Origin of the sequence: Actinomyces oricola (genome assembly GCF_004104015.1) — a bacterium.
GTDB lineage: Bacteria > Actinomycetota > Actinomycetes > Actinomycetales > Actinomycetaceae > Actinomyces > Actinomyces oricola.
On sequence record NZ_RYFV01000019.1, the window covers coordinates 12,872 to 34,628 of the forward strand.

Here is a 21,757-nt window from a genome sequence, read left to right on the forward strand (position 1 = left end):
AATGGCCGCGCCCCGCCCTCATACGTGTTGTTCCCCGCCACGGCCGCGGCGGGGAACAACACGTATAACAGCCTCAAGAAGGCTTAGCGGTGGGCGCGGTCCGGGCGTCAGGCGACCTCCGCAACCGCCCCCAGCAGCCCCTCAGGGACTCCAGCCGCCCGCAGCGCACCCAGGAGTTCAACACCCTTCAGCCCAGCTTCTACGGCCGCCCAGGCCATGTCCTTGACCGCGTAGTCAATCTGCGCGGCATCCAGGAGTTCGAAGACCTCCCCGCGCAGGTCGGCGCCGCGCTCCAGGACGCCGCTGACCTCCACAGTCAGGCCCGCGCGCAGGGCGGCCTCCTCCACCTGGCCGACCTCGACGCTTAGACCCGGCCCGAGGGTGAAACCGTCGGCGGCGCGAGGACGCACCGCCCGGGCTCCACAAGGGCGGCCGTCCAGGCTCACCCGCACCTGCCCCTCGGCCGCCCGGACCCCCAGGAACTCGATGGTGAGGCGACGGCGCTGCGGGGCGACGGAGTCGGCGTCCCGCTGGAGAATATGCAGACTCACGCCGCAGGCCGACCAGGTGGTGGTCAGTCGCGTGCTGACCACGGAGCCCGGCCCAGGGTCGGCGGAGGCGTCATCCTCCTCCAGAACGAACTCGCCGTCGGCGCCGGGCACCACCAGGACACTGAGGTGGTGCGGGTTGCTTCCGGCCGCCTCCGATAGATTCCCGGCCAGCGGCAGGACAGTGCCGGCGCGCGCCAACACCGGCACCCGCTCCAGCGGGCGGAAGAAGGTCAGGGCGCGCCCCGCGGGCGACTGGGCCTCATAGCGCCGCCCAGTAGGCAGGTCCCACCACACCCCAGGGGGCAGCCACGCGTCTTCGCGGCCCAGGCCGGTAACGGCGTCCAGTCGGTGGACCATGGGAACCACCACGAGGTCCCCGAAGAGGAAGGTGCTCAAGTGCTCATAGGCGCCCACCTGGAGGGGGTGGTCGTGGTAGAGCGGACGGACCATGCCCACGCCCTCACTGTGGGCGCGGCGCGCCCACGTGTAGAGGCTGGGCACCAGACGGTGGCGCAGCCGCAGGTAAGCCTCCATGGTGGCGCGCGCATCCCGAGGGTAGCGCCACGGTTCCTTGGAACTGAACGCCGAACTGCTCGAGTGGAGACGATTAATGGGGGAGAAGCAGCCCAACTGCGCCCAGCGGGCCGAGCGGGCCGGATCCGCACTGCCCAGCATGTGCCCGCCAATGTCGTGAGACCACCAGTAGTAGCCGATATTGGCGGCCGTGGCAGTGAATACCGGCTGGAAGGCCAGCGAGTCCCAGGTGGCGTGCGTGTCACCCGAGAAGCCCACCGGGGTGCGGTGGCTGGAGGCATCGGCGAAGCGCGAGAGGATAGCGGGACGACGACGCGCAGTGCCCGAGCCGGTGATGCGCTCGCGACCGGAGTCGAGGTAGTGGACGTGGTTGAGCATCCACAGCGGGTCCAGGCCCGGAACGTCGGTCACCCCGCCCTGCTGCCAGTCCAGCCACCAGAAGTCCACGCCCTCCTCCTCCCGGGGGTGGTGGGCGTGGGCGAGGTAGGCGGCGGTGACTTCTTTGTCGCCAATGTTGAAGGGGATGGCGGCGCCACCGGCGGGATCCAGGCCGAGCTGGCGGGCCATGGGCGCATAGGCCTCCTCGTGGCGGCGGACGCCTGCGGCGGGGTGAAGGTTGAGGGTGACCAGCATGCCGCGCTCGTGCAGGGCGGCCAGGAATCGCTGCGGGTCGGGGAACAGGTCCCGGTTCCAGGTGTAGCCGGTCCAGCCGTTGCCAATACTCGGATCAATGTCCACCTCGTGCCAGTCCATGTCCACTACGGCCACGGACACGGGCAGGCCTTCGGCGGCGAAACGGTCCATAAGGGCCAGGTACTCGGCCTCGGAGTAGGGGTGGTACCGGCTCCACCAGTTGCCCAGCAGCGCGCGGTCAATGAGCGGGGTGGGGCCGGTTAGGCGGAAGAAGTCCCGCAGTGCGGCAAGGTAGTCCTGGCCGTATCCGAAGAGGTAGAGGTCCTGGTCGGGCGTGGTCCCGTCCACGGGGCTGGCCGAGGGGCGGGGGCGCACCCACTGGTCGGCCTGAAGCAGCAGGGAGGCGGAGTCATCCAGGACCGCCCAGCCGCTCATGGACAGCAGCCCGGGGGACAGGACGACGGCGCCATCGGTCGCATCCAGGGTGCGGGCGGTGCCGCCCAAGTTCGTCGGATAGGGCTCCTGGGGGTCCCATGCGTCCCCGAAGTGCCAGGTGCCGCCGTAGACATGGAGGACTTTGCTGCGCACGGTCACGCTCAACCCGGAGCGGGAGAACCCGCGCGAAGGCCGGTAGCGCAGGTGGAGGTGGTCGGTGAGGATCTCCAGGACTTCCTCCCCGGACACTCCGCTACGGCGCACCTGGAAGTCGGGGACGGGCCCCAGATCGCGGTTGAGGACCAACTGGGTGGCGGCGTCGGTGAAGGCAGTGGCGGGGTCGGCCACATGCTCCATGCGAATGAGCCGGCTGGTGAGCACCGTGAAGCGATAGCCGGGCCCCTCCACGATCGCCTCGGGGCGGGCGGGGGCGGGGCGGGGCCGGTCGGGGGCGTTGGACAGTGGTGAGGTCATGGCAGTCAGCCTGTCACTGTGGTCGAGGCGGCGCCCGCGCTCAAGCGGTTCTGGAGGACCAGATGGGCCACGGGCACCAGGCCGGCGGGCCGCGCCCCGCCCACGGTCAGAACCCGCTTGTGCCGGGAGGAGTCGTATCCTCCCTGGAGGACCCCGACCGCGGGCCGCGGCGCTCCCACCGCCTACCAGCTCGTTCGCGGCCCCACCCGCCTTGGACCACACGCCATGAGGAGAAGCGATGAGCCGCCGCACCATTGTCCCGCCCCTCACGCCCTCGCCCCGGCACACGGGCACTGAACCGAACTGGTGGCGCCGGGCGGTGGTCTACCAGGTCTACCCCCGGTCCTTCCAGGACTCCGACGGCGATGGCATTGGCGACATCCCCGGTATTACCGCTCGCCTGGATTATCTGGACGCCCTGGGCGTCGACGTGGTGTGGCTCAGCCCCGTCTACCGTTCCCCGCAGGACGACAACGGCTACGACATCTCCGACTACCAGGGCATTGACCCGCTCTTCGGCTCCCTGGCCGACCTGGAGGCGCTCATCGCCGGCCTGCACGAGCGCGGCATGCGCCTGGTCATGGATCTGGTGGTCAACCACACCAGTGACGAGCACGCCTGGTTCCGTGCCAGTCGCCAGGGCCCGGTGCTGCCCGATGGTGACGTCAACCCCTACGCCGACTGGTACATCTGGCGCCCCGCCCGTCACGTTCCCGGGCTGGCCCCCGGCCGGCCGGGCACCGAGCCCACCAACTGGGGCTCGGTCTTCTCCGGCCCGGCCTGGACCTGGGACGAGGAAAGAGGGGAGTTCTACCTTCACCTGTTCAGCGTCAAGCAGCCCGACCTCAACTGGGAGAACAAGGCCGTCCGCGACGTCGTCTACTCGATGATGCGCTGGTGGCTGGACCGGGGCGTGGACGGCTTCCGCATGGACGTCATTAACCTCATCTCTAAGACCTACCCCCTGGTTGACGGGCCCCGGAGCCCTGGCGCCCGCTACGGCAGCTGCTTCGAGGCCGTGGCCAATGGCCCGCGCGTCCACGAGTTCCTGGCCGAGATGAACCGTGAGGTCTTCGCGTCTCGCCCCGGGCACATCCTGACCGTGGGGGAGACGCCCGGGGTGACCCTGGCCGAGGCATCCCGCTACACCGACCCGGCGCGCGCAGAACTCGACATGGTCTTCCAGTTCGAGCACGTGGGCCTGGCCGACGGCCCTGGCGGGAAGTTCGACCCCCGGCCGGTGGACATGGTGGCCCTTAAGCAGAACCTGGCGTCCTGGCAGGCGGCCCTGGCCCCCACCGCCGACTTCACTGAGGTGGGCTGGAACTCCTGCTACTGGGACAACCACGACCAGCCCCGTGCTGTCTCCCGCTTCGGGGACGACGACCCCGCCTGGCGAGAGGTGAGCGCCAAGACCCTGGCCTCCGTCCTCCACCTGCATCGGGGCACCCCCTACGTCTACCAGGGCGAGGAGCTGGGGCAGACCAACACCGTCTTCACCTCCATTGAGGACTACCGGGACCTGGAGTCCATCAACCACTTCCGCGAGCAGGTCTGCGCCGGGGCCGACCCGCGGACCCTGGTGGCCGCCATGGCCGTCAACTCCCGTGACAACGCCCGCACCCCTGTCCAGTGGGACGACTCGCCGCAGGCCGGGTTCACGACCGGTGAGCCCTGGATCGACCTGGCGCCCAACCATCGGCAGATCAATGCCGCCTCTCAAGTGGATGTGGCGGGAAGCGTTTTCGAGCACTACCGCAGCCTCATTGCCCTGCGCCACCAGGATGAGACAGTGGCCCTGGGGACCTTCCGCCTGCTGGCGGCCGACCACCCCAGTGCCTGGGTAATCCTGCGCGAGCTTGTGGACGCCAGCGGTGGGCGGGCGCAGGTGCTGCTGCTGGCCGCGTGCTCGCGCGAGGACCTGGTGCTCAACGGGGCCGGCGGCCTGTGGGAGGCGCTGGCAGCCGAGGGCCTGGAGGCGGAGCAGTGGGTCGGCGCCGAGCAGCTACTGCGCGCCAGCGACCCAACCGTTCAGCCCGGCTCGGGGCACACCGGTGCGCCAGGGACGCTGCCGGGCTGGGACTCGCTCATTCTGCGCCGCCGGGGCTGAGGCGGCGGGCAGAGCCCGAGTAGAACCTGAGTGGAACCTAAGTGGAACTTGAGTAAAAAAGGGCGCCCTCCTGTCCGGGTCTTCTTCGCCACGCCGGCTTGCTGTGGCCGGGGACGATCGTCACTGACGTCCGCCCGCTTCCTGCCCGGTGGTGCCGCCATATTCGCCGTCCTGGCCCTAGCCGGCGACGGCGGGGCCACCCTGGGGCCCTGGCCGGCGGGGTGCCCGGGCGGCCTGAGCGCCGTCCCGCCGGCGCCTCCTCATGCCGGTGGGCAGCGCCGTGGTCAGCCACCAGGCCGCCCCGGCCATCAGTGACATTGCCGCCAGCGTCCACAAGGGCCCGCGCGCCAGCTCCCACACGAATAGCACCCCGAACACCGGTGCTCTTTGCGTCACGCCCAGTACGGTGCTGGCCCCCACCAGCGCCAGCGCCGCCACACTGACCTGGGCGCCGGCCAGGTTGGCAAGGCCGGCCACAGCGGCCCCGGCCGAACCGCCCAGGGCGAAGGACGGGGCGAGCAGCCCCCCGGTGGCCCCGGCGCCCAGGGTCAGGCCGGTGGCCACGGGCTTGAGGACGACGATGGCCACGAGCGCCGCCAGGGCTGCGCCCGTGGCCGGGGAGTCCAGCGCTACCGCCATGGCGTCCTTGCCGTTGCCCGGCAGCATGGGCAGCCCCAAGGACAACGCCCCAGTGAGCGCCCCGGCCGCCCCGAGGCCCACGGGCAGGGTCCAGGTGTCGGGCAGCCGGTGGTCGCGCAGCCACTTCCACCCGGCCCGCGCCCCCACGCCCAGGGCCACAAGCACCGGCACGAGCGCAACCATGACCGCCGGAGTCCACCACGATGGTGCCGCCTGCGGCATCTGAAAGGTCGGGCGGCCGCGACTGTGCATCCAGGAGACCATGGTGGCCACCAGGCTCACCGGCACCGCCAGCAGGAGGCCGCGTCGTCGATTCCCGGCGCCGAGCATAATCTCCACGGCGTAGGCCGCCCCGCCCAGCGGGGTGTTGTACATGGCGGCCAGCCCCGCCCCGGCCGCGGAGGCCATGAGCGCCGGGCCCCACAGGCCGGTGATCATGAGCGGGTCAATGAGGCGGGCCGCCACCGCCCCCGCCATGAGGCGCGGAGCGCCTTCGCGGCCCACTGAATTCCCGGCACCCACCGTCAGCACCTGGAGAGTGCCGTCCAGGAAGGGCCTTGCTATCCCCATACGGCGTCGTGACCCGCCTGAGAGGTCTGCAATGGCGGCCTCCACCGGGACGACACCGCCAGTGGAGCGCTCCCACCACCACAGGGCGCCCGCGATCGCGCCCCCCGCCGCGGGGGCGAGCACGCGGCGCCACAGGGGCGCCCGCTCGACCCGCTCCAGGAGACTGCCCTCGCCCGCCCCGTAGAACACCGACTCGAAGAACTCCAGGAGGTGGGCCATGAGAATGCCAATGAGGCCCGCGGCCACCCCGGTGAGCACGACGGCGACAAACAGACGGCCGGCGCGAAGCAGCCGGCGGCGGTCACAGGCCATGGACGCACCCTAGCCGCACCCGCCCCTGAGGGACGGTCGCCGCGGCCGGGACCGGGCGCCGCACCCCGCCATGCCCGGGCGCGGCCCAGGGGGCTGAGCGTCAGGATTAGCGCCAGGATTACAGCGAGGCGGCCTCCTCCACGGTGGCCCGGAAGTCGGGCACATCCTCCAGCGCCAGCACGCCCACGTTCTGGCTCACCAGGGGGATCGCCTCGCGCAGCCCCAGCCACCACTGGTTGAGGGGGCGGCGGTTATCGCGGTCAAGCTCATCGTTCATTCGCTCCAAGGGGTGGTGAGTGACGCGCCCGCCCACAAGCCCCACATAGGAGGAGTGGTAGGTGCCGGCCTCGAGCTGGTCGGAGAGCAGCCCCAGGGCGTGGTCGACGAGCTTAGTGGCCATAATGCGGTCGAAGGCGGTGGGGTCCCCGCCCTGCTGAAGGTGGCCGAGGACCGCCTCACGCACGTCGTACAGGCCATGGCCCTCCTCGGAGAAGATGTGGGCCAGCACGTCGGTGGTGTAGCTCTCAGAGGCCCGCTCATTGCGCACCAGCAGATAGAGCTTGCGACCGGCGTGGAAGGCCTCAACCATGCGCTTAGAATCCTGGGCCAACTGGGAGAGGGTAATGCCGTCCTCGTGCAGGTACACCCGCTCAGCACCGGTGGCGATCCCGCTCATGAGCGCCAGATACCCGCACTTGCGCCCCATGGTCTCGGCCACGAAGCAGCGGTGCGAGGCCGCCGCCGACTGCTTAATGGCGTCCAGGGCGTCCACCGCGTTATTCAGCGCCGTGTCCGCTCCCACGCTCAGTTCGGAGCCGGGCAGGTTATTGTCAATGGACGCCGGCACGCAGATGATTGGAATCTTGAACGCGGGGTAGCGGCTGCGCTCAGTGACCAGGCGGTGAGCGGACAGGTAGGCGTTGAATCCGCCAATGACCAGCAGCGCGTCGATCTGATGGGACTCAATGGCCCGCCCCAGGGCGTAAAGCTGCTCAATGGTGGGCACCTCGCGGCGCGTACCGAGTTCGGCGCCCCCGTCTCCGACCCAGCCCTCGACGTCGTCCCAGCTCAACTCGCGCACCTCGCCGTCCAACAGGCCGGGGAAGCCCCCGTAGACGCCCAGCATGGTGAAGTCGTGGTCCAGGCCCAGGCGCACGGCCGCGCGGGCCGCCGTGTTCATGCCCGGGGCCAGACCCCCGGCGTGCAAGATGGCGACCCGATGCTGAAGAGTGAAGGACCCCCCACCCGGGATGGCGTCGGCGTCCAACTCAGGGGGAGTGGACATCGTCTCGAAGATCGAGAGCATTTTGCCGAAGCTCGACCCCCGGGCGGCCACCGCTCCCTCATAATCCCCCGCGGCCACCAGGTCCTTGACGGCGCGAGTGGCCGCAATCTGCTGCATCATGGGCAGGCGGCGAATGCGGTTGTGGCGCTCGGCGATAATGACCGGCTCCGTCTCCGGGGTGGCCACCAGTACCTCGCGGGCCGCGGCGCAGCCCAGCAGCGTGGACATCCAGCGGTCGTAGGCGCTGGGCTTGCCCCCGCGCTGGACGTGGCCCAGGATGGTCACCCGCGCGTCCTCCCCGAGGCGTTCGGACAGGATTCGTTTGACGTCGTTGGCAGTAATACGGTTGCCCTCGCGGTCGGTGGCGCCCTCGGCCACAATCACCATGGACTCGCGCCGGCCGGCCTCACGGCCCTTCTGGAGTTTGAGGCACATGTCGGCCTCCCAGTCCTCGCCCGGCGGCAGCTCGGGCACCAGTACGTAGTCGCAGCCCCCGGCCACCGAGGCCATAAGCGCCAGGTAGCCGCAGTGACGCCCCATGACTTCCACAATGAAGGTGCGCTGGTGGGAGGCGGCCGTCGAGGAGATGTCATCAATGGCCTCCAGAATGCGGTGGAGGGCCGAGTCGGTGCCAATGGTCATATCCGCACCCACCAGATCATTGTCAATAGAGCCGACAATGCCGGCCACCATGAGCGCGGGGTGAGCGGCGGCCTCCTCGGCGCTAATGTCCCCGCGCGACACCAGCTCCTCGACGAGCCCCTCCCAGTTCTCACGGAAAATGTTGGTCCCGGTCAGGGAGCCATCGCCGCCAATGACCACCAGGCGGTCAATGCCGTGCTTGAGCAGGTTGCGGGCGGCAGCTAGTTGGCCCTCGCGCTCGCGGAACTCAGCACTGCGGGCCGTGCCGATAATGGTGCCTCCGCGGTGGAGGATTGAGCCCACCGAATCCCATTCCAGGGGGCGGATCGCCTCTCCCCCGGAGACTGCGCCGGCCCACCCCTCCATGACGGCGTAGGGACGGGCCCCCATGCGCAAGGCGGTGCGCACGACGGCGCGCACCGCGGCGTTCATGCCCTGGGCGTCCCCGCCGGAGGTGAGTACGCCAATGCGCACCGCCGTGCTCTCAGGCGCTGTGCTGGTGCTGTTCTTCAACTGGCTGCTGGGAGTGGTCGCGTCGGCTGGCATGGGTTCCTTCCCTCCGGAGTGCTGCACCTGCTGCACATCCATTGTGAGCTGTCACCATGAGCCGCGTCACGCTCATGGGGGCAGTGCGCCGACGGCGGAAGCCATCTATGAGAGCACAGTGTCCGGCGCCGCCCCCGCCCCTATTCGAGACGGACGTTAGTCCCAGATTGCGCTGTGTCTAGGCGTAGATGACGCTCCTGTCGCGCTAGGCTCAATAGGGAGCATCGCCCGCGGGGGACGGGCGGACGCGACTTGGAAGGACAAGCCGTATGGACCTGTACGAGTACCAGGCGAGGGACCTGTTCCGGAAGCACGGCGTTCCCGTACTCGGCGGGGGCATCGCCACCACCCCCGAGCAGGCTCAGCAGGTCGCCTCGGCCCTCTTCAAGGAGGGCAGTGATCTAGTCGTCGTCAAGGCCCAGGTCAAGATCGGGGGGCGCGGCAAGGCCGGCGGCGTCAAACGCGCCTACAGCCCCCAGGAGGCCGCCGAGCACGCCCGCGCCATCCTGGGCATGGACATTAAAGGACACACCGTGGGCATGGTCCTGGTCTGCGACGGCGTGGACATTGCCCAGGAGCTCTACTTCTCAGTTCTGCTCGACCGTGCCACGCGGGGCTACATGGCCCTGTGCTCGCGCGAAGGCGGCGTGGACGTTGAGGCCCTTGTCCAGGAGCATCCCCAGGCGCTGGCGCGCCTGGCCGTCGACCCCTGCACGGGCATGACCGCCCAGGCGGCCGCCCGCATTGCCCGGGCCGCCGGCCTGGAGCCCGGTGAGGTGGCCGACCGGGTCGCCGCCGTCATTGTCCGACTCTGGAAGGTCCTCACCGCCGAGGACGCCACCCTGGTGGAGGTCAACCCCCTGGCCCTGACCGTCGACGGGCGCCTGCTGGCCCTGGATGGCAAGGTCAGCCTGGACGACAACGCCCGCTTCCGCCACCCTGATCACGCCGACCTGGTCGACACCGCCGCCGTCGACCCCCTGGAGGCCCGCGCCAAGGCCGTGGGCATGGGCTATGTGCGCCTGGAGGGCGAGGTCGGCGTTCTGGGCAATGGTGCGGGCCTGGTCATGTCGACCCTCGACGTCGTCGCTGGAGCCGGGCGCCGGCACGGTGAAATGCGGCCGGCCAACTTCCTGGATCTTGGGGGCGGCTCCTCGGCCCAGGCCATGGCCACCGGCCTGGGCATTGTCGCCTCCGATCCGCAGGTGCGCGCCATCCTCGTCAATGTCTTCGGCGGCATTACCTCCTGCGACACCGTCGCCCACGGCATTGTTGACGCGGTGACCTCCCTGGAGGAGACCGACAAGCCGATCGTGGTGCGCCTCGATGGGAATAACGCCGAGGCGGGCCGCCAGATCCTCGCCGAGGCCGCCTTGGAGGGCGTCACCGTGGTGGACACCATGGACGAGGCTGCTCAGACGGTGACCGCTATCGCGCACACTCTGAGCCAGCAGCCCACTGGGACCGCTGAGCCCGCTGAGTTCCCTGAGCCCGCTGAGATCAAGGAGGCCTGAGCCATGAGCATCTTCCTGACTGAGACCGACCGCGTCATTGTTCAGGGCATGACCGGCTCGGAGGGGCGCAAGCACACCCGCCGCATGCTCGCCGCCGGCACCAGGGTCGTCGCCGGCGTCAACCCTCACAAGGCCGGAATCCGTGTCGCCTTCGACATCGAACCGATTGGTCCGGGCGCGGGCAGAGTCTCCGCCGGCACCGTGGAGGTGCCCGTCTACGGCACGGTGGCCCAAGCCCGCCGGGCCACCGGCGCCACCGTCTCGGTGCTCTTCGTGCCCCCGGCCCACACCCGGGAGGCCGTGGTCGAGGCCATTGACGCCGGCATCGGCCTGATCGTGGTCATTACCGAGGGCGTGCCCGTGGCCGACACCACCTGGTTCTGCGCCTACGCCGCCTCTAAGGGCGCGCGGATCATTGGCCCGAACTGCCCCGGCATCATTTCCCCGGAGCGCTCCAATGTGGGCATTACCCCTCCTGACATCACCGGCGCCGGCCCGGTGGGCCTGGTCTCGAAGTCCGGCACCCTGACCTACCAGCTCATGCACGACCTGCGCGACCTGGGCTTCACCACCTGCATTGGCATTGGCGGGGACCCCGTGGTCGGCACCACCCACATTGACGCCCTGGCCGCCTTCGAGGCGGACCCCGACACCCGCCTGGTGGTCATGATTGGAGAGATCGGCGGGGACGCTGAGGAGAGGGCCGCGGAGTACATCAAGACCTCCATGACGAAACCCGTCGTGGCCTATGTCGCCGGTTTTACCGCCCCGGAGGGCAGGACCATGGGGCATGCCGGTGCCATAGTCTCCGGCTCCTCGGGCACCGCCCAGGCCAAGAAGGCGGCCCTGGAGGCCGTGGGCGTGCGCGTGGGCCGTACCCCGACCGAGACCGCGCAGATCGCCCGCGAAGTCCTCGCGGCCACCGGGGCGCAGGCGTGAGGCTCACAGCCCCGGCCGGCGGGGACGGGGATCAAGGCGAGCGCCACCTAATGCCCGGCGACTGGCCGTTCGCCGTGCGGGCAGGCGTGGAGTCGGTGCTCCTGAGCTGGCTGGCCATTGTCTTACCCTGCGTGGCGGTCTTCCTGGCGACCTCCTCCCTGGATGCCGCCGCCGCGCTGTCGGTGGGTGAGGCCTTGCGCACCGGCACGGGCCTGTGGGGCCTGGGGCTGGGCGGGAGCCTGGGGTCGGCCACGAATCCCGACGGGGTCCTGGGGCTGCCGCTCCTGGGAGCCACCGCCCTCCAGGCGTTCCTGACCTGGGCCATGGTGCGCCGCGCCACCTTGAGCGGCCCCTCGGCGGGCGCCTGGTGCGTCCTGAGCGCCATGGCCACCAGCCTTGTCGCGGTCCTGGCCGGCAGCCCGGCCGGCTCGCGCACGGCCCCGGCCATCGCCGGAACCGGCGTGCTCACCGCCGTAGTGACGTTCTGGCACTTGCAGTCCTCGGGCAGGGGGTGGGCGGGGCTGACGGCCCGGTGGGGCAGGTGCCCGGGCTGGGTCCGATCCGCCGCGCGCATGGCCCGCGAGACCATCATTGTCCTCATGGCCCTGGGTGTTGTCGTCCTCGCGGCGGCCGTCGTGGGCGGGGGAGGCAGAATGATGCGCCTGCACGACACGCTCTCGGGCGGGGGGTTTCTCGCCTCGGCCGGGCTGGTGGCGCTCCAGGTCGGGTGGGCGCCCACAGTCCTGGTGTGGGCCGTCTCCTGGCTCCTGGGCCCGGGGTTCGGCGTGGGGGCGGGCTCCGTGTTCTCCCCGAACCAGGTTGTGGCCGGCGCCGTCCCTTCCGTCCCCCTGCTCGGGTTACTGCCCACCGCCGGGGTGGGCTCGGTCGGCCGCTACTTGCCCGTCGTCGTCGTGGTGGCGGCCATGGTCGTCGCCTGGCGGTGCCGCGCCGCCCTGCGCGAGTTGAGCCCGGGCGGGGCCGTGGGCGCTGCTGTGGCGGCCGCCGCGACCATTGCGGCCGGGGTGTTCCTGGCCTGTCTGGCGGCGTCCGGGCCGGTGGGGCCGGGTCGCATGACCCAGGTGGGCCCCCACACGCTCATGACGACCGCTGCCGCCGCATTAGAGACCGGCGTTGGGTTGGTGAGCGTGTCGATCCTGACTCATCCGGCGATCCGTCGCCTGGTCGCGCGGGATGCCCCAGGGACGGACCAGACCGCCGAGACCGGTGACGAGGCCGCCCGTGAGCATGTCGAGGCGGAGAGCGCCCGTGGCCCGCGCGCCGGGCACCATGCCCGCCGGCAGACGGTCAGCGCCGACGAGGCGCAGCATGAGAATCATCAGAAGGCGTGGGACAGTGACGCTGTCAGCTGGAGGGCCGGCGCCCTCGTGGACGAGCGGGAGGGGTCCCGCCGGGAGGAGTCCCGCCGGGAGGAGGGGAAGCCAACACGGGCGGGCCGGGCGGGGGCGCGCGGCGCCGCTCCTTCGTGGCCGCCTCGGCGCCCCCGGGGCAGGCGGGTGGCCGATCCCGACCAGGACCACGGCACAGGCCAGGAGAGCGGCCGGCCCTAAGAGCACTCTAAGAGCACTGGAGGGCAGGGGGCTCGCGCAAGCAGGCGGCGCCCCGGCCCCCAAAAGGCCACGGCCCTGTCGACCTGGGAGCCACGGCCCTAGAGCGGGCGACTAACGACCGGGGCGGCCGGGGCCGCAGTGATCATGGGGCGGGGCCGCAGCGCTCACCGGGCGGCACCAGACTCCCTCGACCCCGGGGACGGCTGACCCTGGGGATGTCCGGGCGGTTGCTTAGCGTCGTGGGCGCGCCTCCGGCTTCTTGGCCTGCCCGGTGACGGGCATGCGCCCAGGCCGGCCGGGGCGGTAGCCTGGACGGGCCGCGACTGGCGAGGGTGGACCACCACCGGGGAGCGGCCGATTCCGCGGAGGGGCGTCGCCCGCCTGGGCGCCCCACCGCCGTACCGGCACCAAGGAGCACCACATGTCCACGTCTGAGTCCGCACCAGCCAGCCCCGGGCCCGCCTCTGACCGAACCGGCGCCGGCCGTGTCCCCCTGCGCCGCGCTCTGGTCTCCGTTTACGACAAGACCGGGTTGGTCCCACTCGCCCGGGCCCTGGCGCAGGCAGACGTCGAGATGGTCTCAACCGGTTCGACCGCCGCCACCATTGAGGCCGCGGGCCTGCCGGTGACCCCCGTTGAGGAGCTCACCGGTTTCCCCGAGTGCCTTGAGGGCCGGGTCAAGACCCTTCATCCGCGGATCCACGCCGGCATTCTGGCCGACCGCCGTAAGGACAGCCACCTGGCCCAGCTCGATGAACTGGGCGTGGCCCCCTTCGACCTCGTCGTGACCAACCTCTATCCCTTCACCGCCACGGTCGCCTCCGGCGCCCCCTTCGACGCCTGTGTTGAGCAGATCGACATTGGCGGCCCCTCCATGGTTCGCGCCGCCGCCAAGAACCACCCCAGTGTCGCGGTGGTCACCGAACCCGCCCGCTATGCCGAGGTCGAGGAGGCGCTGGGAGCGGGGGGCTTTACCGCCGCGGAGCGCCGCGCCCTGGCGGCGGCCGCCTTTGCCCACACCGCCGCCTACGACGCCGCCGTGTCCACCTGGCTCGCCCAGCAGGTGGAGGCCGGGCTGGCCGTCGAGGGCGGGGCCGCGGCCCTGCCCGCCTACGTGGGCGCCGGCTACCAGCGCCTCGGGTCCCTGCGCTACGGGGAGAACCCTCACCAGAGGGCAGCGGTCTACACCTGCCCCGGCCAGGGCGGGGGAGTGGCCAACGCCCGCCAGCTGCACGGCAAGGCCATGAGTTTCAACAACTACACCGACACCGACGCCGCCGTGCGCGCCGCCTACGATCACGAGGCCGTGAGTGTGGCCGTGGTCAAGCACGCCAACCCCTGCGGCATCGCCGTCTCAGCGGCCGGGGATGTGGCTGAGGCCCACCGCAAGGCCCACGCCTGCGACCCCGTGTCCGCCTACGGTGGCGTTATTGCCACCAACGCCACCGTCACCGCCCAGATGGCCCGCCAGGTCAGCCCCATCTTCACCGAAGTCGTCGCCGCCCCCGCCTTTGCGGAGGAGGCGGTGACGATCCTGTCGGCCAAGAAGAACCTGCGCCTGCTCCTCATTGAGCCGCCGCGGCACGAGGGCTATGAGATCAAACCGGTCTCAGGCGGCGCCGTCATCCAGGAGCGCGACTCCTACCAGGCCGGGGACGCCGACCCCGCCACCTGGACGCTGGTCGCCGGCGATGCCGCCGACGACGCCACCCTGGCCGACCTCGTCTTCGCCTGGCGCTCGGTGCGGGCCGTGCGCTCCAATGCCATCCTGCTTGCGGCCGACGGCGCCACCGTGGGCGTGGGCATGGGGCAGGTCAACCGCGTCGACTCGTGCCGGCTCGCCGTCGAGCGGGCCAACACCCTGGGCTCGCGCACCACCGGCGACGCCGCGACTGACAAGCCCGCGCGGCAGGGCGCCGCGGGCGGGGCCGAGGCCCTTCAGGCCCGCGCACCCGAGCGGGCTCGCGGCTCAGTCGCCGCCTCCGACGCCTTCTTCCCCTTCGCCGATGGCCTCCAGGTGCTCCTTGACGCCGGCGTGCGCGCCGTCGTCCAGCCCGGCGGCTCCATCCGCGACGGGGAGGTCATTGAGGCCGCCCAGACCGCCGGCGTCACCATGTACTTCACCGGCGCCCGCCACTTCGCGCATTGAGGCCCACCGGGCCCGCTCGGACCCATTGCCTGGGCTGTTGTCAAAGGGCGGTACTCCCGCAGTCGCGGGGCCGCACGTTGAGAAAGAGCGGCTGGGGACTCGCGGAGCAAGGTACTCCCGCAGTCGCGGGCCGCACGAACTCCCCGGCCTCCACCGCCCTACCGCCCGTCACGGGCCGGCAGATCCTCTGAGGCCATCGGGCGGCGCGTGGCGGTGGAGACGACCGCGCGCACCACCGAGCCCGGATCAGTCAGCGGCACCATGTGGGAGCGCGTACGGGCCACCATGACTCGCCCGTTAGGGACGGCGGAGGCGTACTCGTATGCCGCCCAGGCCCACGCGGAGGGGCCGCGCGCCCTCAGGACGGTGACCGGGACTGCGGGCGCCGGCAGCGGGTTGGCGGCCAGGCTCATGAGTGCCTGCGGGTAGTGGAATAACTCGTGGCCGCGGCTGCGAACCGTGGCGGCGTCAGAGTCCTCCGCCCGCACCCGCCGACGCAAATTGCGTGGCAGGTGGCGGAAGCCCGAGGCGTCCAGCACCGCCCCGCCTCCTCCCAGCCGGTAGGCGGCCACCAGGAGCCCCTGGACTGCGGCGTCAATCATCCGGCCCGGCAGGCTCGCCTCAGCCAGTATCCGCTCGGTGGAGGGCTCAATGAGCACCAGACCGGTGACCATCTCGGGGCGCAGGGCGGCGGCGTGCCGGGCCAGGATCGCCCCATAGGAGTGGGCGACCAGAATCGCGCCAGAGCCCGCCCGGGAGGCGACGACGTGCAGAAGATCCCCGGTGAGCTCCCTGAGCGGACGGCCCCGCCCAGTGGGCGGGGAGAGCCCCAGGCCCGCCCGGTCGTAGGTGACCACCGTCATCCCCTGGGCGGTCAGGCGCGGCACAGTGCGCGCCCACAGCAGGCGTGAAAGCCCTAGGCCCGACTCCAACACCAGGGTCGGGCCGAAACACACCTGCGGACGGTGCTCGACCACGTGCAGCCACCGCCCGCCGGGCACCCTCAGACGCGTGGTGATGGCGCGGCGGTAGCTCATGGGGACAGGGTACGGCCGCGGGCCGCCCGTGAGCGTGTGCCGGCGGTTACGATGACGGGGTGAGCCAGCATGACGAGCCGCACCGGGCCGAGCGCAGGCGGCCCTACCGTACTATCGCCGTCGTCCTGGTGGCGGCCGGCCTGCTCGTCGTCCCGGTACTGGCGCTGCTGGGCCACAACCGTCTGGCTGTTCTGTGGATGGCGGCCGGAATGCTGGCTCTGGCCCTGGTCCGTCTTCAGCGCCCTGACGGCACCTGGATTGCCGCGCGCAGCAGGCTTTTCGACGTCGTCTTCGGGCTGGGCCTGGCTCTGGCCCTCCTCGCCCTGTCCTACTATGCGACCCTGCCGCGAGTCTTTTAGGTTCCCGTGCGAGGAGGACTGGAGCTTTCACGCACCTTCACGTCCGTCATCCGGGCGGCCACTGTCCGGGTCTTTAGATATGTGAAAGTCTCCACGATTGCGACGGCGCCCGGCCGTCAACTCCCCAGTCTGGAAGGCATGACATGTCGAATGTCCGCACCGTCCTGGCCAGGGGCGGCATCCTGGTGTGGGTGCTCGCCGCAATCATCCTGGCGCTCCTACTCGGCTCAATCAAGGTGGGGGGCGCCCACCTCGTGCCAGTGCCGGCGGGTCGCGTCTTCGCCACCTTCTCCGGCCTGTTCAGCCAGTTCCTCTCCTTCTCCATCCCGCTGATCATTATTGGCCTGGTCACCCCGGCCATCGCCGACCTGGGGCGCGGAGCGGGCAAGTGGCTGGGCATCACCACCGCCATCGCCTATGGGTCCACCCTCTTCGCCGGCTTCGTCACCTACCTGGTGTGCGCCACCGTGCTGCCCTCGCTGCTGTCGGGCACGGCCCTGGCGAATGTGGCCGAGCCCGGCTCGGCCCTGTCCAGTTATTTCACCATTGAAATGCCCGCGGTGGTCGAGGTCATGACCGCCCTCCTGCTGTCCTTCGTCCTGGGCATTGGCCTGGCCATGGTGCCCCGCGGCGTGCTGCGCAAGGGCTTTGTGGAGTTCCGCGCCATTATCACCCGTCTTATTGAGCGCATTATTATCCCGCTGCTGCCGCTGCACATCTTCGGCATCTTCCTCAACCTCACCTATACCGGGGAGGCGTGGAGCATCATGCGAACCCTGCTGCGCGTGGTCGTGGTGGTACTCATCCTGGAGGTCGTTATCTTGGCCACCCAGTACACGGTCGCCGGGATCATAGGGCGCAAGAACCCGCTTAAGGCAGTGGTCACCATGCTGCCGGCCTATCTCACCGCCCTGGGCACCTCCTCCTCAGCGGCCACCATCCCAGTGACCCTGGCCCAGACCAAGAAGAACGGCGTTTCCGACGCGGTGGCCTCCTTCACCGTCCCCCTGTGCGCCACCATTCACCTGGCCGGCTCGACCTCAAAGATCTTCGCCTTTGCATTCGCCATCGCCCTGACCCAGGGCCTGAGCGTTTCCGCGGTCCAGTGGGTCGGCTTCGTTTTCATGTTGGGCATTACCATGGTCGCCGCTCCCGGGGTGCCCGGCGGCGCCATTATGGCCGCCACCGGCCTACTGTCCACCATGCTCGGCTTTGATGACGCCCAGGTGGCCCTCATGATCGCCACCTACATTGCCATGGACTCTTTCGGCACCGCCACCAATGTCACCGGTGACGGCGCCATCGCCATTGTCGTGGACCGCATGGCCGATGGGCGCATTGGCTCCGACGGCGACCCGGAGAACGCCCGCGAGCTCTCCTTCGACGGCATGGCCTACCTTGACGGCGTCAGTGTCGAGGGCGTGGTCAGCCCTGAGGAGTTGGCGGCCTCCGCTAAGGCCGCCGGCCCCGACGCCGTCCACTGACTGCGGGCCCACGGCCTGTGCGCCGGGGCGGCCCCCTGACGGGGGTGGCCGCCCCGGCGCGCGTGTCCGACGGGTGGTTCACCGCGCGGCGGAGAATCGTCCAGCCATGAGGCGCCGCAGCGGCCCCTGCTCAGTGGACAGCAGCTCGGCGGGGGAGCCGGAGGCCAGGACGCCCCCGGCATCGAGGACGACGACATGGTCGGCTTGCGCACTCCACTGGAGGCGGTGGGTGATTTCAATGACCGTGGCTCCCGCCAGGCGCCGGCGCACCCGCCGGCGCACAGCCGCGTCGAGCTCGGCATCCAGGTGAGAGGTGAACTCGTCCAGGATGAGCACGCTCGGGGCGGCCAGCAGCGCCCGGGCCAGGGACAGGCGCTGACGCTGCCCGCCCGACAACGACGCACCGCGTTCACCGACCAGGGTCTGATAACCCTCCTCAAGGGCCTCAATGTCCTCGTGGATCCCCGCGTCACAGCAGGCGGCGACTACTTCCTCATGGGTGGCCCCCGGGGCGGCCAGGCGGACATTGTCCTCGATGCTGGCCCGGAATAGGTGCGTGCGCTGGGAGACCAGGCCGACCTGGCGGCGCAGGCTCTCGCCGGTGAGTTCACGGATGTCAACGCCGTCGATCAGCACCCGCCCGTCCTGCGGGTCATCGAAGCGCAACGCCAGGTGCGCCAGGGTGGATTTGCCGGAGCCACTGGTGCCCACCAGACAGGTCCACCGCCCGGCGCACGCCCGGGCATTGACCTGGCGCAACGCCGTCGTTCCGACCCCGGGGTAGGAGTAGGTCACATTCTCCCAGACCACCTCGTGGGAGGGGCCCGGGGCGAGGACGCGCCCCCCGTCAGCGACCTCAATAGGGGAGTGCACCACCTCCCACACCCTCTCCGCTGAAGCGAAAGAGGCGTTGAGCGCGGCGGCGAACTCCTCTACGCCGCGCACGCACTCGCTCAGGCGCAGCACGGCTGCTGCGGCGGCGGCGAGAGCCGGCACGGACACGGCCTCCCGGCCCGCCCCGGCGGCGCCGGCCCAAACAACGGCCACCGGCGCCGCCAGGAGCAGCAGCTGGCAGGCCGCGCGCCGCGCTGAGGCCCAGACGGCGCTGGGACGGCCCGCCCGCGCCACCCGGCCCTCAATCTCCGCCATCTGCTCCAAACGGTCCTGACTGCGGCCGTAGCCCACCACCTCGCTCATGCCCTGAACGGTGTCGGTGACGTGGTGGGTCAGGTGGGCCCGGTGGGCCGAGACCTGCCGGGAGGACTCCAGGCTGCGGTGGAAGCCGGCGCGGGGGACGAGCAGCAGGGCGGCGACCAGGAAGGGCAGAGCCGTTGCCGCCAGGGACCAAGACGCGGTGGCACCAATGACCACCAGCACCGTCGTCGGCACTACCGCGGCGGACACGGCAGGGGCGAACGTGTGGGCGAAGAAGACCTCAATGCGATCCACGTCCTTGGTGGCACGGGCCAGCAGGTCCCCTGAGCGCGAGGTGAGGGTCACTCGGGGCGAGCGGGGGATGAGGGAGCGGAAGATCTCGGCGCGCAGCAGCTCCAGGGAACTGAACGCCACCAGGTGCCCCAGGAACTGCTCTCCGTAGCGCAGCGCGGCCTTGAGCAGCGACAGGCCCACCATGACCATGACCACCGGCCACACCCCGGCCGGAGCCCGCCCCTGCGCCAGGTCCAGGCCGGCCCGGGCAATGGCCCAGGCGCCCAGGGAGAACAGGGCGACCCCGGCGAGGAGGTCGGCCACGCGGCACAGGGCTGAGCCCAGGAGCGGGGCCAGAACCGGGCGGGCGACCCGCAACAACCAGGCCACCAGGACGCGGCGCCGGGGCGGGACCGGCCGGCCCGCCCGAGGGCCGGTGGCGGATGGCTCAGGCGTGGTCCGAGTGCCCATCTGAGTGCCCATTAGTCCCCCTTGGAGGCGGTCGGGACGGGAGCGGCATGCCCCGTCTGGGATGTCCGGGGCGTCTGAGGCGCCTGGGGCGCAACTGTCTCGGTGACGTGCCCGGCGGCCACGACCAGGAGCCGGTCGCAGGTGGTCAGGGCGTGTTCTCGGTGCGAGACGGTGACCACGGTGCGGTTCCTCGCCAGGCGCTCGACGGCGTCCACGATCTGGGCCTCGCTGGCCAGATCGACCTGGCTGGTGGGCTCGTCGAGGAGAAGGACGGGACGGTCCGCCAGCACCGCACGCGCCAGGGAAACGCGCTGGGCCTGCCCGCCGGACAGGCCCAGGCCGGCCTCCCCGACCTGGGTGTCCAGGCCCTGGGGCATGAGACGGACCTCCTGGGCGAGGTTGGCGGCTTCGAGGGCCCGCCACATCTCGTGGTCGGTGGCCCGGGGGGAGGCCAGGCGCAGGTTATCGGCTATGGTCCCGGTGAACAGCCAGGTGGTCTGGGCTACCAGGGCGCTGAGGGAGCGCACGTGATCCTGGGTGCGCGCGCTCAGCTCAATGCCGTGGATGCGCGCGGTACCGGCTGATGGCAGGAGGTCTCCGGCCAGGACCGCCAGGAGCGTGGACTTCCCCGAGCCCGAGGGGCCGACAATGGCCAGGTGAGTTCCAGGGGCCACCAGGAGGTCCACATTGGTGAGAATGGCGCTGCGATCCCAGGAGGCGTCAAGACCGCTCAGCTCTATGGCGGCGCCCGATGCGACCGGAACGCGGGTCGGTGCGGCCCCGGGCGCGGCAGGGCCCGGACCGGTGGCGCTCACGGTGGTGGCCGGATCACCGGGGCGCCGGCGCGACAGAACCTCCCGAATAGCCCGCTGATTGGCCAATCCCCCCATGCCGACGTAGAAGAAGGCGCCCACGTGGTCCAAAGGCTCCAACAGCACGTAGGAGGTCAGGGCCACCGCCAGGGCGTCACCGGCGCCAATGGCCCCCGAACCCAGGCGCAGCAGGGCCATGGCAATGGCGGCGGTAATGAGGAACAGGGAGAAGAGGCTGTCGGTGATGAGAATGACGAGCTGATTGCCCGCCAAGAGGCCCATGACGGCCCGGCGGTTCTCCTCCCCGGCCCGTTCCAGGCGCGCCTGTGTGCGCCTGGCGGCGCGGGCCAGGGTCAGGGTGGTCAGGCCCTGGATGGCGTCAAGGTACTCGGCGGCCAGGCGCGTGCGGGCGCGCCGAGAATTCGAGGAGGGGGCGCGCAGCACCGAGTGGAGCCCGGCAATGGCGGCCGGGACGAGGACAACGGCGGCACCCAGGACCAGGGCGGGCACGGCGTCAACCGTCAGGCCCAGCTCCAGGAGGACCAGCAGGGGGGACAGGGCCGCCGCCACCGTGGGGGCCAGGAAGGTCTGTCGGTACAGGGCCACGCGCTCAACGCCGTCGGTGAGCAGGGAGACCGTGGCGCCGCTGCGGGCCGCGGTGGAGGCCGCCGGACCGAGGTCGAGTAAATGCCCCAGGGCCAGGCGCCGCAGGTGGGCCTCCTCGCCGGCGGCGCTCAAGCGCGAGAGGAGTTGGACCGCCAGGTGGCAGGCGGCGCTCACCAGGGCGGCGCCCAGGGCCTGGAGGAGTTGGCCCGTGGACCCGGTGGGATCGGCGGGCTCAATGAGGGCTCCCAGGGCGCGTCCGGTGCAGATGAGAGCCCACCCTCCGGCCAGGGAGGCCAGCGCCGTCAGAAGGAAGGACATGGCCGCGGCGAGGCGCCCGCGCCGGGAGGCCAGGGGCGGCGCCGTGCCATGCGTGCGATGCGGGAGGGGTGCGGTCAGGGGCATTGTGGACCTTCTTGGCAGACAACGAAGACAACAGCGACAGGCAGTGAGGTGAGCCTAACCTTCACGCTCATGAGTCTAGCGAGGTGACAATACGTCAGCGGGGTGCGGTTGGGGGCGCTGGACGGATGCGGCACCGCACATCCTGCCAGCAGGGAGCGCCGATCTCTTCGACGGCGAACGAGGGCCCCGGCTATCGTCCTGGGCCGGTTAGACCATGGGCCCGTAGGCTGGCGGGCAAAGGGCCGCGCTGCCCGCGG

Annotated in this window: 14 protein-coding genes and 1 riboswitch; of the genes, 7 read left to right on the forward strand and 7 right to left on the reverse strand. The window is 70.8% G+C overall.

All coding sequences use genetic code 11. The features are described from left to right. Nucleotides 1-107 precede the first annotated feature (107 nt). A complete protein-coding gene (locus tag EUC46_RS08420; protein ID WP_128773727.1) occupies nt 108-2,627 on the reverse strand; it encodes a TIM-barrel domain-containing protein in 2,520 nt (839 codons plus the stop codon). A 5-nt stretch (nt 2,628-2,632) separates the two neighbouring features. Then, complete coding sequence (locus tag EUC46_RS12540; RefSeq protein ID WP_164918794.1) at nt 2,633-2,806, reverse strand: hypothetical protein; 174 nt, start codon at nt 2,804-2,806, stop codon at nt 2,633-2,635. 59 nt (nt 2,807-2,865) lie between these two features. Between EUC46_RS12540 and EUC46_RS08425 the strand changes: the two genes are divergently transcribed. Further along, on the forward strand, nt 2,866-4,737 hold the full coding sequence (locus EUC46_RS08425) for an alpha-glucosidase (RefSeq protein WP_128773728.1): 1,872 nt from the start codon (nt 2,866-2,868) through the stop codon (nt 4,735-4,737). A gap of 177 nt (nt 4,738-4,914) precedes the next feature. On the opposite strand, the gene EUC46_RS08430 is transcribed toward EUC46_RS08425, so the two are convergent. Continuing rightward, a complete protein-coding gene (locus EUC46_RS08430; RefSeq protein ID WP_128773729.1) occupies nt 4,915-6,258 on the reverse strand; it encodes a chloride channel protein in 1,344 nt (447 codons plus the stop codon). A 118-nt stretch (nt 6,259-6,376) separates the two neighbouring features. Beyond that, nucleotides 6,377-8,731 (reverse strand): 6-phosphofructokinase, encoded by a 2,355-nt coding sequence (locus tag EUC46_RS08435; protein WP_128773730.1) that lies wholly within the window; start codon nt 8,729-8,731, stop codon nt 6,377-6,379. Between the two features lie 269 nt (nt 8,732-9,000). Here EUC46_RS08435 and sucC point away from each other — a divergent pair, with 269 nt between their 5' ends. The 4 genes from sucC to purH all read left to right on the forward strand — a co-directional run bounded on the left by sucC (nt 9,001) and on the right by purH (nt 14,901). Then, nucleotides 9,001-10,245 (forward strand): ADP-forming succinate--CoA ligase subunit beta, encoded by a 1,245-nt coding sequence (gene sucC / locus EUC46_RS08440; RefSeq protein ID WP_128773731.1) that lies wholly within the window; start codon nt 9,001-9,003, stop codon nt 10,243-10,245. 3 nt (nt 10,246-10,248) lie between these two features. Beyond that, nucleotides 10,249-11,184: a succinate--CoA ligase subunit alpha gene (gene sucD / locus EUC46_RS08445; protein WP_128773732.1), complete on the forward strand. Its 936-nt coding sequence runs from the start codon at nt 10,249-10,251 to the stop codon at nt 11,182-11,184. A gap of 50 nt (nt 11,185-11,234) precedes the next feature. Continuing rightward, nucleotides 11,235-12,752 (forward strand): cell division protein PerM, encoded by a 1,518-nt coding sequence (locus tag EUC46_RS08450; RefSeq protein WP_128773733.1) that lies wholly within the window; start codon nt 11,235-11,237, stop codon nt 12,750-12,752. A gap of 309 nt (nt 12,753-13,061) precedes the next feature. Then, nucleotides 13,062-13,146: riboswitch (ZMP/ZTP riboswitch) on the forward strand. A gap of 27 nt (nt 13,147-13,173) precedes the next feature. Beyond that, nucleotides 13,174-14,901 (forward strand): bifunctional phosphoribosylaminoimidazolecarboxamide formyltransferase/IMP cyclohydrolase, encoded by a 1,728-nt coding sequence (gene purH, locus EUC46_RS08455; protein WP_128773734.1) that lies wholly within the window; start codon nt 13,174-13,176, stop codon nt 14,899-14,901. A gap of 158 nt (nt 14,902-15,059) precedes the next feature. Here the strand turns inward: purH and EUC46_RS08460 are convergent, their stop codons facing one another. After that, complete coding sequence (locus EUC46_RS08460) at nt 15,060-15,938, reverse strand: alpha/beta fold hydrolase (protein WP_128773735.1); 879 nt, start codon at nt 15,936-15,938, stop codon at nt 15,060-15,062. 59 nt (nt 15,939-15,997) lie between these two features. On the opposite strand from EUC46_RS08460, the gene EUC46_RS08465 reads away from it, so the two are divergent. Together EUC46_RS08465 and EUC46_RS08470 are read left to right on the forward strand one after the other, a co-directional pair. After that, nucleotides 15,998-16,297 carry a DUF3017 domain-containing protein gene (locus EUC46_RS08465; protein ID WP_128773736.1) on the forward strand — a complete coding sequence of 100 codons (300 nt, stop codon included), beginning with the start codon at nt 15,998-16,000 and terminating at the stop codon, nt 16,295-16,297. 143 nt (nt 16,298-16,440) lie between these two features. Next, the gene (locus EUC46_RS08470) at nt 16,441-17,781 is read left to right on the forward strand and encodes a dicarboxylate/amino acid:cation symporter (protein ID WP_128773737.1); all 1,341 of its coding nucleotides are present in this window, start codon (nt 16,441-16,443) and stop codon (nt 17,779-17,781) included. A 78-nt stretch (nt 17,782-17,859) separates the two neighbouring features. On the opposite strand, the gene EUC46_RS08475 is transcribed toward EUC46_RS08470, so the two are convergent. Further along, nucleotides 17,860-19,692, reverse strand: a complete 1,833-nt coding sequence (locus tag EUC46_RS08475) for an amino acid ABC transporter ATP-binding/permease protein (protein ID WP_128773738.1) — start codon at nt 19,690-19,692, stop codon at nt 17,860-17,862. Next, the gene (locus tag EUC46_RS08480) at nt 19,692-21,500 is read right to left on the reverse strand and encodes an ABC transporter ATP-binding protein/permease (RefSeq protein WP_128773739.1); all 1,809 of its coding nucleotides are present in this window, start codon (nt 21,498-21,500) and stop codon (nt 19,692-19,694) included. Before EUC46_RS08480 ends, EUC46_RS08475 begins: the two co-directional genes overlap by 1 nt. Between the last annotated feature and the right edge of the window lie 257 nt (nt 21,501-21,757).